Source organism: Pseudoalteromonas sp. SR44-2 (genome assembly GCF_014163745.1).
GTDB classification, from domain to species: domain Bacteria; phylum Pseudomonadota; class Gammaproteobacteria; order Enterobacterales; family Alteromonadaceae; genus Pseudoalteromonas; species Pseudoalteromonas distincta.
Genome location: NZ_JACJDW010000004.1, coordinates 179,574 through 192,248, shown reverse-complemented (window position 1 = coordinate 192,248; position 12,675 = coordinate 179,574). Strand labels below are relative to the sequence as shown.

General features: G+C 41.8%; 8 protein-coding genes, 1 tRNA gene and 1 pseudogene. 7 read left to right on the top strand and 3 right to left on the bottom strand.

Annotated elements, in window-relative coordinates:
- Positions 1-122: 122 nt before the first annotated feature.
- Complete coding sequence (locus tag H5115_RS04230; RefSeq protein WP_024593173.1) at positions 123-581, bottom strand: LPP20 family lipoprotein; 459 nt, start codon at positions 579-581, stop codon at positions 123-125.
- A gap of 140 nt (positions 582-721) precedes the next feature.
- Here H5115_RS04230 and H5115_RS04225 point away from each other — a divergent pair, with 140 nt between their 5' ends.
- On the top strand, positions 722-1,915 hold the full coding sequence (locus tag H5115_RS04225; RefSeq protein ID WP_182753807.1) for a flagellar assembly protein FlgT: 1,194 nt from the start codon (positions 722-724) through the stop codon (positions 1,913-1,915).
- Here the strand turns inward: H5115_RS04225 and H5115_RS04220 are convergent.
- Positions 1,899-2,801, bottom strand: coding sequence for a LysR substrate-binding domain-containing protein (locus H5115_RS04220; protein ID WP_182753805.1), 903 nt, complete (start codon positions 2,799-2,801; stop codon positions 1,899-1,901). The two genes, H5115_RS04225 and H5115_RS04220, sit on opposite strands and share 17 nt — an antisense overlap.
- A 112-nt stretch (positions 2,802-2,913) precedes the next feature.
- Here H5115_RS04220 and H5115_RS04215 point away from each other — a divergent pair, with 112 nt between their 5' ends.
- The 6 genes and pseudogenes from H5115_RS04215 to H5115_RS20170 form a co-directional block, all read left to right on the top strand.
- The gene (locus H5115_RS04215; RefSeq protein ID WP_002961336.1) at positions 2,914-3,642 is read left to right on the top strand and encodes a glutathione peroxidase; all 729 of its coding nucleotides are present in this window, start codon (positions 2,914-2,916) and stop codon (positions 3,640-3,642) included.
- Positions 3,643-3,723: 81 nt separating this feature from the next.
- Positions 3,724-5,172: a dihydrolipoyl dehydrogenase gene (locus H5115_RS04210; RefSeq protein ID WP_182753803.1), complete on the top strand. Its 1,449-nt coding sequence runs from the start codon at positions 3,724-3,726 to the stop codon at positions 5,170-5,172.
- 145 nt (positions 5,173-5,317) lie between these two features.
- Positions 5,318-6,250, top strand: a complete 933-nt coding sequence (locus H5115_RS04205; RefSeq protein ID WP_182753801.1) for an exopolyphosphatase — start codon at positions 5,318-5,320, stop codon at positions 6,248-6,250.
- Between the two features lie 1,498 nt (positions 6,251-7,748).
- Complete coding sequence (locus H5115_RS04200) at positions 7,749-9,326, top strand: glycoside hydrolase family 68 protein (protein WP_002961343.1); 1,578 nt, start codon at positions 7,749-7,751, stop codon at positions 9,324-9,326.
- A 288-nt stretch (positions 9,327-9,614) separates the two neighbouring features.
- Positions 9,615-11,267, top strand: a complete 1,653-nt coding sequence (locus H5115_RS04195) for a glycoside hydrolase family 32 protein (RefSeq protein ID WP_259396322.1) — start codon at positions 9,615-9,617, stop codon at positions 11,265-11,267.
- Positions 11,268-11,557: 290 nt separating this feature from the next.
- Positions 11,558-12,049, top strand: a pseudogene (locus tag H5115_RS20170) (DDE-type integrase/transposase/recombinase); the annotation flags it as partial.
- Between the two features lie 525 nt (positions 12,050-12,574).
- On the opposite strand, the gene H5115_RS04185 reads toward H5115_RS20170, so the two are convergent.
- Positions 12,575-12,649 (bottom strand) — tRNA-Arg (locus H5115_RS04185).
- Between the last annotated feature and the right edge of the window lie 26 nt (positions 12,650-12,675).

The following is a 12,675-nucleotide window of genomic DNA, read 5'->3' as shown; positions in this document are numbered from 1 at the left end:
TAAGTGGCAATAAAATACATCTGTTGAGCACTACGCAATCTGCTTAAAATTAATCCTAACAACAGCATAGCACTCAATATAGGAGGATGAGATATTTTGAATAACTTTTTTAATAAACGTTTTTAGTAGTACGTTACTTTTTTAACTTCGCGTGGTTTTACTTCACCTATGTATAAATCGTGCACACGCTTCATATTAAGCTCAAGCTCGGTCACGTAAGTGTCATCTACTGCGTAAGTTTTAATTATTTGTGCACCTTTAATAAGCCCCTGCACTTTACTTTCTAAGTAATCGTCTTGAGCAATTGAACCTTCCACCGTTGTTCCTGCGGTAATTTTTTGCCCATATACTTGCTCAGTAAGCTCGCGGTAAGCCTCAAGCTTAGAAGCCTTAATTGCCATAAGTTGCTTTTGTGACAGGTTAGCGCCTTTTTGCAGGCTAATAGGTGCATACCCTATCGCTTTTAAAACGGGGTAATTATTTGGCTCTACATATTTATATTCAACATGCTTATCAAAAACGCTGCTACAACCACCTAAGGTTAAACACCCAAGTGTAATAAGTAATGAAATTGCTCGCATAGCATTTAGCCCTTGTATAGTAATTAGCAGTATACATGCACGTTTAATGCCATTTATAGCATTACTAATAATTACCAAATAACATTGGTACAGTCCTTGCTCTACCTAGTTAATAGCTAACGTTTAATTGGAGTAAAAGTATGAAGTCGTTTTTATCATTGGCATTTGCAGGGTTAAGTGCAACGGCATTATTAACGTTCTCCCCTTTTACTAAAGCGCAGTGGTATGAATCAACGGGTCACGCGAACGTTCAAAATGGTGATACGAGCGCGGCTAAATCTGCCGCTATAAAAGATGCGATTACACAGGCGTTAGTATTCTCTGGCGCACGGGTTAGCTCTGTGCAAACCCTTGTAGATGGCGTGTTGATGCAAGATCAGCTAAAAATTAGCAGCCACGGCGAAATTCAAAAAATTGAACTGGTCAGCGAAAATAAATACGACAATAAATTTGCCGTTACATTACGGCTCGATATTTTTTCTCAAACAGAGCAATGCCCACAAAATAGTTTTAATAAGTTTGTGGCCGTTACACAAAGCCAACTTGTTCATCGTGAACACGCCAAAATGGGTCAAATATTTGACGTAAGCAAAGCGATTAGCAAAAATATTTTTACTTCCCTGCAAAAATCAAAAATGAGCGCAGTACCTATTGCTTACTATAATAATGCAATAAGCGTTGATAAGTACTTTTCGCAGCAGCACGACTATTCAAATGCCCAATTAGAAGAAATATCTTCGCGCAGTAACGCTCAATATGTTCTGCTTAGCCAAATAACCAGCCTTTCAACTAGCGACAAACTCAATAACGATTATGCATTTTGGCAAGACGAGGCGTATGAGCGCAGTTACAACATTGAATTTGTATTATTTGATGGCACTACCTATGAGCAACTTTGGCAAAATAGTTACCATACTCAAGCAATTTGGCCATTTGAAAAAACAGCCATAGTTGATGTTAATAGTGATAGATTTTGGCAATCCCCTTATGGGCAAAGCATAACCGATATCAACCAAGCAGTAAGTTATGACATTCAAGCAGCCATGGCGTGTTTGCCAACTCAAGGCAAAATAATGCACATGGAAAATAGCAAAATAGTTATTAACTTAGGTAAAGCTCATGGGTTAAAAAAAGGCCAAATGCTGAGCATTGCGCACCATAACTATTTAACCGACGCGGCTGGTAATGTTATGCCACACACCATCACCACGCTTAATAAAATTCGCGTTGAGCAGCTTTATCAGCAAACTGCAGTAGCCGTTAGTATTGACAGTAAACCACTACCTGGCGTGCAAATTAACGATGTAGTAGAAATAATCAGCCAAGATCTTTAGTTAATTTAGCTTTTAAATTAGGGTGAGCCGATAACCACTCGCCCAATTGTTCTACACCAGATAAATGCGGATAATGCTTTCTGCATGCAAACACCACATTACGCTGCTGATTAGGGAATATAGGCAAGTAATCAATCCCTACACGGTCGGTACATGCCAGTTTTGGTACAAATGTAATACCGTCATCCATGGCCACTAACGCTAATAATGTTTCTAAACTATTACCTTTATACTGGTTAGATACATCGACTCCTGCAGAAAAACAAAACTTTTGGGCTTGATCTTTAAAGCAATGACCATCACTTAACATTAGTAGGCTGCATCCTTGAAGGTCGTTCAACGCCACTTTTTTATGCTTAGAAAGCGCGTTATCTTGTGATACCGCCACTAAAAAATCTTCTTTGTATAAAGCAACCGTATGGTAATTAATAAGCTCTGGCACATCGGCTAAAATAGCGAAGTCGAGTTCGCCATTATTTAAAGCTTCTAAAATTGTTGCTGTTTGCATCTCAATAAACGAAAACTGACTATCAATAAATGCCGCTTTCATTGATGTTAATAACGCAGGCAACAAGTAAGGCGCAATGGTAGGAATAATACCAATAGTTAATTTACCTTGTAGAGGCTCATTAGAAGTAGCAGCAAGTTCTTTGAGTATTTGCGTTTGTTCTAAAATAATCTCTATTTGTGTCAACAAACGTTCACCTTTTGCTGTTAAGGTAACTTGTTTAGTTGAGCGGTCAAATAAAGTAACGCCAAGCTCATGTTCGAGTTTTTTTACTTGGCCACTTAATGTAGGCTGACTTACAAAACATGCATCGGCAGCTTTGCGAAAGTGCTTGTATTGCGCTATTGCTTTTACATATTCAAAATCTTTTAAGTTCATATTCAGCTCCACATGATAGTTTGTAACTATCAGTTTAATACAAACAAACGATTGGAACTATATTTAATTGTTCGCCATAATGGCTATCAACAAATCAAGAGGAACAAAAATTATGTTAAACAATATCGAAGGTCAAACAGTCCCAAGTGTTACATTTGCAACTCGTCAAAATAACGAATGGAAATCAGTAACAACAGATGAAATTTTTAAAGGTAAAACGGTTGTAGTGTTTTCACTACCTGGTGCATTCACACCAACATGTTCATCAACTCACTTACCACGTTACAACGAATTAGCGGGCGTACTTAAGCAAAATGGCGTTGACGAAATTGTATGTTTATCAGTAAACGATACCTTTGTAATGAACGCATGGGCTGAACATCAAGAAGCGCAAAACATTACTTTATTACCAGACGGCAACGGCGAATTTACTGACGGCATGGGCATGTTAGTAGACAAAAACGACCTAGGCTTTGGTAAGCGCAGCTGGAGATACTCTATGCTGGTTAAAGACGGCGTGATTGACAAAATGTTCATCGAACCAGATTTACCAGGTGACCCGTTTGAAGTATCTGACGCAGACACAATGCTTGATTACATCAACCCTAAGCAAGCTAAACCAGAACCTGTAAGCATCTTTACTAAACCTGGCTGTCCTTTCTGTAAAAAAGCAAAAGAGCTTCTTGCAGAGAAAGGCTTCGCATATGAAGAGATTGTCATGGGTGCAGGCGCATCACTTACGAGTCTTAAAGCTGTATCTGGTCGTGACACTGTTCCACAAATATTCATTGGTGGTAAACACATCGGTGGTTCAGACGACTTAGAAAAATACTTTGCTTAATTAAGTAAAAAATAGCAGGGGCGTACGCGCCCCTCTATATCAATCTCATCGCTTAGATTGAAAATAATAAAGGATACCACTATGAAAGAATTGCAAACCGATGTTGTTGTTATAGGCGCTGGCACTGCTGGTTTAAGTGCTTATCGTAATGCTAAACAGTTCACACAAAATGTATTAATGATCGAATCAGGTCCATACGGCACCACATGTGCACGTGTTGGTTGTATGCCAAGCAAGTTATTGATTGCAGCCGCCGAAGCCGCACACGCAATTGAAATGGCACCTGCATTTGGTGTACAAAGCTCAAAGCCAGTCATTGATGGCAAAGCAGTTATGGCACGCGTTAAAAGTGAACGAGATCGTTTTGTAGGATTCGTAGTAGAAGCCGTAGATGAATTACCAGATGGTGATAAAATTCGTGGTTACGCTAAATTTTTAGACGCAAACCGCATACAAATAGACGACCATACAATTATTACAGCAAAACGCTTTGTAATTGCCACCGGTTCACGCCCTTCATACCCTGGCGTATTTAATAACTTTGGTGACAAACTTATTATAAACGACGACGTATTTGATTGGGATGACCTACCAGAATCAGTCGCTGTATTTGGCCCTGGTGTAATAGGTCTTGAAATTGGCCAAGCACTTAGCCGACTAGGCGTAAATGTAAAACTATTTGGTGTAGGCGGCGCAATTGGCCCACTTACAGACCCAGTAGTAAAAGACTATGCAAATACTGTTTTTGCTGAAGAATTTTTTGTAGATACCGACTCAAACGTATCTGACATGATGCAAGTTGGCGACAAAGCACAGCTAACTTACACCGACAAACAAGGTGAAAAACACACCGAACAGTTTGACTACGTACTTGCAGCCACAGGCCGAGTACCTAACGTAGATAAACTAGGCCTTGAAAACACCGGCATTGAACTTGATGAACGCGGCGTACCGCACGCAGACACACATACAATGCAATGTGGTGAGTCGAACATATTTATAGCCGGCGATGCAAGTAACATGCTCCCATTGTTACACGAAGCATCTGACCAAGGTGCTATTGCAGGTCAAAATGCAGGGCGCTTCCCAGATGTACGTATAGGTCTGCGCAGAGCAAAAATTGCAGCTGTATTTAGCGACCCACAAATAGCCATGGTCGGCGAAAGCTACAAGCAAATTACTGACCGATTAGGCCCATGCGGTTGTTTTGAAGTAGGCGAAGTAAGCTTTGAAAACCAAGGTCGTAGCCGAGTAATGCTTAAAAACAAAGGTCATATGCGTGTATATGCAGAGCAAGGTACAGGCTTATTTTTAGGTGCAGAATTTATTGGCCCACAAGCCGAACACATCGCTCACTTATTAGCTTGGGCTGTACAAAACAAAATGACCGTACCAGAAATGCTTGATATGCCATTTTACCATCCAGTAATTGAAGAAGGGTTACGTACCGCCCTTCGCGACTTAAACGCCAAACTTAAATTTGGCCCAGACATTGTAAATTCATGTATGGAATGTGGTCCAGGCGCATAACCTATTTACCACACATACAAACTTGCTAAGCAAAAGCCAAAATTAACGTTTTGGCTTTTTTTTATAATTTTTTTAAGCTGACCTCTCAAAAAAAAATTTAGCTGTTACACTTAATTGATAATTCAATTAAAAAGATGGAATAGCTATGCCCAATAATAAATTTAGACTAGTCACTCGCAGCGATTTTGATGGCTTAGTTTGTGCCGTATTGCTCAAAGACTTAGACCTAATTGACGATATTTTATTTGTTCATCCAAAAGACATGCAAGATGGCAAAATAGACATTACCGAAAACGACATTACGACCAACCTCCCCTACGTTGCAGGCTGTCATATAGCATTCGATCATCACCTTAGCGAAACCGTTCGCAACTCAAGCGACATAAAAAACCATATTATTGACCCAAAAGCCCCATCAGCAGCTCGCGTAGTTTATGACTATTATGGCGGCGCTGAAAAACTTCCAAATATTTCTGTTGAAATGATGGACGCGGTAGACAAAGGCGATGCTGCTCAGTTTTCAAAAGACGAAATATTAAACCCAACCGATTGGGTATTAATGAACTTTATTATGGATGCGCGAACTGGACTTGGCCGTTTTCGCGAGTTTAAAATTTCAAATTACCAATTAATGATGAAACTGATTGATGCGTGTAAAGATCAGAGCATCGAAGAAATCCTACAAATGGAAGACGTAGCCGAACGTGTTGCTTTATATAACGAGCATAACGAAAAAGCCAAAGAGCAAATTTCTCAATGCGCTACCGTTCATAAAAAGTTAGTAGTCCTTGATTTAACTCAGGAAGAAACAATTTACGCCACAAACCGATTTGTTATTTATGCCATGTACCCCGACTGCAATATCTCGATTCATAAAATGTGGGGCCTTAAAAAGCAAAATGTAGTGTATGCCATAGGTAAATCAATAACTAACCGCAGTTCAAACACCAATGTTGGCGAACTGTGCCTTAAATACGGCGGCGGCGGCCATTTAAATGCAGGTACTTGCCAAGTAGAAACAAGTAAAGCTGAAGCTGTACTTAGCGAATTGATTGATAAAATTACAAGTGATGGTTAGTTGTAAGCTGTTATCTACCTAGCAGCGAAATATAGTGTATTAGTATTGACTATAGCCTCAGTTGAGTTTGGGTTGAACCAAAGTTAGGATCCTGAATTCATTCCGGGTGTGGGTAAAATTATTGATCATACTTTCAACCATAAGTTGATTTATGTTTTCATGCAGCGCGATAGATTACGTGGCGAAAGGTAGCCTAGCAAAGCACGTTATTATCACCAATAGTGTTAGTATTGAGTGCCGACTAGCCACTGTTAAAAATAATTTTTTAACAGTGGCTAGTATGTGTACCTAGTGTTTGGCGAGCAAGGTAGAAGGGCATAGTTAGTATGATTTAACGTCGAAGAAAAATGTATCCGATACGCAAAGTGACTGTTAAAAGCTCTGCTGGGATAGTTCGGGCGATGATTGCATCTTAAGATACTACCGTCATCATTTCCTCACGATCACAGTAGGTAATACCAGTAAATTCTGTGACCATGGCTGGTAGCAAACAAACTAAAAAACTGCCCCCCCCCTCGCCAAATAAAACCCATATTAAAAACTTAAGGTAAGTAAAACTTTAACGGATCCCTATCGCAGCAAAGCAAATTGCTGGCGCTCAACGAGACCTTAACTTTCGGCCAAGAAAATGTCTGGGATATAAAAACTCAGCAGTGGTGTTCGATAAATTACCTAGTGCGACTTAATTTACTAAGTGGGGCACTTCGAGTTAATTGGCGTAATGCTGCAGATTAAAACCTTAGCAGGAAAGCTCCTCAAGCCTCGAAGCAACAGTATTTTATGGGTAGGCATCGCTTTTTGACTCATCGAAAAATAACAACACGGGATCCTTTAATCGGTATTCATTCTTCTAATGCATAAGCGTTAGCATAAAAAGTATTATAACTTCCCTCTTAACAACTTAATCGATTAAGTTAAACCTTCATTCAACAGGTGCCGCGTGAGAATTAATACATTATTTTTTCGTTAATATTTAAATGAATGATGATAACTTTCAAGCATAAAAACTTATTTTTTTAATATTAATATTCACTTTTAAATTCCTACCTCTAAGTTACTTACAAAAAAAACCAGTAAACACTAACGCTATGGAGCCCATATATACTATACACCCTTAATTCAAGATGAATTAACGGGGTCATTTGAAAGTTCATATATGCAATAGTATTTTATATTTATATTTTCGATTATTTTTGATTGTTAAATCGGTGAACCATTACAAAAAAAACAAACTTAATCGTTTAAGTTTTTAAAAGAGTGGTATATAGTAAAAAAGCTAACATCATGTAGCGCGGGCATTATTACGCCCGAATTTCCTGGCTAATTCCAGAAGACAACCTTTGTCCGAATCGATTTCGCTATAAAAGTCACATATATTCAAGTGAATACAACTGGTTTTCACTGAAAATAATTGATTTAGACTAGGATAATAGGGGTCTTATTAGGCTGAGGCCATCCTTTTACGGGAAACAATTTTTAATTTAGTGAGAAGATATTGATGAATAGTAAAATAGGTAAATCGACAATCCCAATTCTGTGTTCATTTCTGGGCTTAACAACGGCAGCTGTTGCAGAACCTTATCTACAGCCGGGTCCCGAGCCGACATTTCACACCCAAGAGGCATTTGCACCTGAGAGTAATTTCACTGCGAAGTGGACGCGGGCTGATGCACGCCAAATCAAGCGAATGTCTGATCCGACGGCTGGTTCACGTCAGAATTCGATGCCTGAAGAATACACTATGCCTGACATCCCGCAGAACTTCCCTGACATGTCGAACGAACAGGTCTGGGTATGGGACTCTTGGCCTCTGACTGACGAGGATGCTAATCAGTACAGTGTCAATGGACAGGAAATCATTTTTTCTTTAGTAGCCGACCGTAGCCTTGGCTTTGATGACCGCCACGTTTACGCAAAGATCGGCTACTTCTATCGGCCGGCTGGGATTTCCGCTGACCAACGCCCCGAAAATGGTGGTTGGACCTATGGTGGTCTCGTGTTCGATGAAGGTGTCACCGGTGAAATTTTCGAAGACCAGTCTTACAGCCACCAGACCCAGTGGTCAGGCTCGGCCCGTATTTTTCCGGGTGGCGAAATAAAGTTATTTTTCACAGATGTTGCCTTCTACCGTGATCAAGACGGAGGACCGGACATCAAGCCTTACGACTCTCGGCTCGCGCTAAGCGTAGGCCATGTGCATGCTAATAAACACGGCGTGAGATTCACCGGTTTCAACAAGGTTACGTCGCTACTCGAGGCTGACGGCACTTACTACCAAAATGCTGAGCAAAACCCTTACTATAACTTCCGCGACCCGTTTACTTTCGAAGATCCGGCTCATCCAGGTGAGACCTATATGGTATTTGAGGGGAACTCGGCCATGGACCGGACAACTGCACAGTGTGATGCGGACGACCTTGGCTACCGGGACGGCGACCCTTATGCAGAAACCGTAACCCAAGTGAATGCATCGGGTGCGCCCTTTCAGATCGGTAACGTCGGTCTGGCAAGGGCTACGAACGACGACCTAACCGAGTGGGAATTTCTGCCGCCTATTCTATCTGCAAACTGTGTCACCGATCAGACTGAACGACCGCAGATCTACCAACAAGATGGCAAGTACTACCTTTTCACTATTAGCCACAGCACCACATACGCAACAGGTATTACTGGCCCCGAGGGCGTATATGGTTTCGTAGGCAACGGTATTCGCAGCGATTACCAGCCGATGAACCAGGGATCCGGACTAGTGCTGGGTAACCCAACGAACCTCAACTACTGGCCGGGTAGTCCGTTTGCGCCAGACTATAATCAGCACCCAGGTCAATTCCAGTCGTACTCGCACTACGTGATGCCTGGTGGCTTGATCCAATCGTTCATCGACACGATCGGCACTCAAGAAAATTTTCGTCGCGGTGGGACGCTTGCACCTACAGTCAGGATAGAAATCAACGGCGACTCGTCAGAGGTTGATTATTCCTATAGCGTAAATGGTTATGGGCTAGGTGGTTGGGCCGATATCCCTGCAAACCTTAATGTGAATTCGGGTGGACAGATCAAGCCTCTAAAGAAATAGCTTTAGTAAATTAATCTATACAGCCCTTATCGGTGGGAAGAGGAGATGGCGATGTACCGGCGTATCCTCTTCTCCCTTGTTTGTAAATGGCAAATAAAGGTATGCTCGACTTATTCGACAGTCTCTCGAACTGTCGCTCTGTTTTTTTGTTTTACAGCAGTGATTTCTGAAGCACTGCATTTCCTTATTTTACAAGTTTTTCGTACTGCCCAATATCATCTATCATGCTCAATGAGTACCTTTGCGCAATTACATTGCTTTGTAATCGGTGCTCCAATAAGGGGAATTATGAATCACAATTTTATTTTAATATTTGCAAGTCGCTGGTATATGACAATTTGCGTGTTGGTCGTGTTGTTCTGCTCAGGAATGTCGCCGGCCGTCGAATTAGGTTCTGAAGCAGCGTTTAGCTCTTCACCGTTGCCTCTGTTGACAGAAGAATCATCTAAATACAAGCGCCCAGCTAATTGGGCGAGATATCGGCCCGCGGTGCACCTAACCCCCGCCAAACACTGGATGAACGATCCCCAGCGTCCAATTCTGATTGACGGTATCTGGCACTACTATTACCTCTACAATGCCGATTATCCCATAGGAAACGGTACTGAGTGGTACCACGCGACCTCGGTTGATCTTGTGCACTGGCAAGATCACGGTGTGGCAATCGACAAATACAAGAACGGCCTCGGCGACATTGAAACCGGTAGCGTAGTAATTGACATCGATAACACTGCAGGCTTCGGCCCTGGCGCTGTAATCGCCATCATGACTCAACAACACGAGGGTATACAGCGCCAGTCGCTCTTTGTCTCGACTGACGGCGGCTATCGATTTAAGGCGTACCACGACAATCCTGTCATGGACAACCCTGGATCCGAGCATTGGCGTGATCCTAAGATCATCTGGGACGACACGCGCAATGAATGGCTGATGGTGCTGGCTGAGGGTCATAAGATCGGCTTTTACACGTCGCCCGATTTGAAGCATTGGAAGTATCAGTCTGGGTTCGAGCGCGACGACCTTGGGATTCTGGAATGTCCCGACCTATTCCAAATGTCGGTCAACGATGACAGTGCAACTACACGATGGGTGCTGGCAACTGGCGCGAACGGCTTTAAAAAAGGAATGACCACGGGAACCCTGTACTGGACCGGAGTATGGGACGGAAAAAATTTCACCGTGGATAGCGATGAACCTCAATGGCTAGACTTCGGCGCCGACTTTTATGCCGCAGTGACATGGGAAGACCCACGCCACAATGACGCCGAACGCCTTGCTTCTCGCTATGCCATTGGTTGGCTCAATAACTGGGCCTACGCCACCAAACTCCCAACCGATGAGTGGCACGGGGGGGCCAACTCGATCGTACGGCGCATCATGCTACGGTCTGTAGACGGTAAGCCGCAGCTTGTCTCGCAGCCCATCAATACGATCGACAAACTTGAGGGTAATGCAGTAGCTCGATCCAATATTCGGGTGACGGAAGCGTCGAAGATGGCACTTCCTCAGCCTCAATCCGATGCCTACCGACTCCGGGTTAAGATTGACGCTGACTCAGATGCTAAAGAGATCCGCTTCCGTCTTAAGGAAGGCAATGGGCACTTTTCTGTCGTTGGATACAACTTTGCGAATGACACTGTTTTTGTCAAACGCGATAAGGATGCTATAGCCAATGCGATGCCCAAAGTTTACCGCGAGGTTCGAAAGTCCCCCGTACAAGCGCGCGATGGCTTTGTCATGCTGGATATCATTGTAGATACAACATCCATTGAGGTCTTTGTAAATAACGGCGAAGTTGTACTTTCAAACCTTGTATTCGGCGCTCCCGGTGCAAATGATCTATCGGTCGAGTCAATTGGAGGAAATACGGAACTGAGTTTATTTGAGCTAACCCCTCTCAAGGTTGCCCCGGTCACTCGCAGTAAAGGTAATGCGGGCTAGGGCCCTACTCCGTGAAATTTAGCCTAGATTGTATTTTAAGATGTTGCTGGTTATTGTGTGATTCATAGGTATCGTTTCAATATACTATCTCTCTATGAACAAAGAAACTCAACAGCTATTAAAGTGGATTGAGCTTTAAGAAAAAACAATGTTGTGGGTCTAGTTTGACGTCGTTGGTATATCTAGGCCTACTCTTCAAATTGCTACCAGCGATACATAGAAAACAGCATAGACGTACTCACAGACCCCCAAGCACTAGTATTTATTTTCAAATAGAAAATGGGTGCTAGAAGCTCCAAAATCAGCTTCTACACGAGCATAACTTCCATCCATCACTTGACTCAATTCATAAAGTCCTGACCAAATACGAAGTAAAGCCAATAGTTTTTCAGCAAAAGAAAAATACTTCATTCGATAATAAAGGCCTATTCCTAGTGACTAAATTCAGATGGATACATGTAAAGTCGCGCCTGAATTTATCAGTACACTACCATTGATGATTGCTCTAGATATCGCGTGTTAGACGCCTTTAAACGCAGAACGGCAAACAATACACTTACCTTTGTCGATAAAGTGATAGAAGAAATGCCATTTCCAACACGACGGTACAAACTGATCGCGCAATGGAGTTTTTTGCTGAGAAGGTACTACTCAAATTGATGGAGCATAGCATTAAATTTCGTCCCAACAAATCAGGCTCTCCTCACTTAAATGGTAAAGTTAAGAGGCCACAAAGAATCGACAAAGAAGAGTTTTATTCGACCGTTAATTTGGATTTTGGAGATCTCAAAAGTTAAACTTTGCCTGAATGACGGCATTACTACACTACAATCAGCAGCACGCTTACGGCTCATTTAGAGGTAAAACACCACGGGTATTGAATGTGAACGCCTTGAACAACATCACTTTGAAGAACGTTCAAGCTGACTACGAAACGCCTAAAAATAGTTAAGAAATCAATTAAACTATATAATATTAAGCCTGAGAAATTAATGCATCATTAGTTAAGCTGATTTTTAGAAATCTTTATCATTTATATTTTATAAAAAATCAGGAGTGATGTAGCGGTCAATTAATTTCAAATTTGATGAGGTTTCTACTTTCTACTTAACTTTATTGGCTAACTTTAAAAAACCTTTCGGCTTTTTTACACTTTATTATTAACTGGGCTATTCGTAATAAATCTATGCTAGTTGATATCAGTGAAACAATGGCTAGGTACAATTATAAGAGTTGAGTGTAATCCACTATTTAATAAACTCATCACGCTACATATGTGCTACACAAGCATAACTCATTAATTTAATTGGTAGCCCCTGCAAGAATCGAACTTGCAACTGCCCCTTAGGAGGGGGCCGTTATATCCATTTAACTAAGAGGCCACAAATAAGCTGTGTGCTTAGAGGTG

Excerpts from the sequence above, each read along its gene's own strand:
- H5115_RS04230 (WP_024593173.1), bottom strand. The coding sequence starts at position 581 with ATGCGAGCAATTTCATTACTTATTACACTTGGGTGTTTAACCTTAGGT.
- H5115_RS04225 (WP_182753807.1), top strand. The coding sequence starts at position 722 with ATGAAGTCGTTTTTATCATTGGCATTTGCAGGGTTAAGTGCAACGGCA.
- H5115_RS04220 (WP_182753805.1), bottom strand. The coding sequence starts at position 2,801 with ATGAACTTAAAAGATTTTGAATATGTAAAAGCAATAGCGCAATACAAG.
- H5115_RS04215 (WP_002961336.1), top strand. The coding sequence starts at position 2,914 with ATGTTAAACAATATCGAAGGTCAAACAGTCCCAAGTGTTACATTTGCA.
- H5115_RS04210 (WP_182753803.1), top strand. The coding sequence starts at position 3,724 with ATGAAAGAATTGCAAACCGATGTTGTTGTTATAGGCGCTGGCACTGCT.
- H5115_RS04205 (WP_182753801.1), top strand. The coding sequence starts at position 5,318 with ATGCCCAATAATAAATTTAGACTAGTCACTCGCAGCGATTTTGATGGC.
- H5115_RS04200 (WP_002961343.1), top strand. The coding sequence starts at position 7,749 with ATGAATAGTAAAATAGGTAAATCGACAATCCCAATTCTGTGTTCATTT.
- H5115_RS04195 (WP_259396322.1), top strand. The coding sequence starts at position 9,615 with ATGAATCACAATTTTATTTTAATATTTGCAAGTCGCTGGTATATGACA.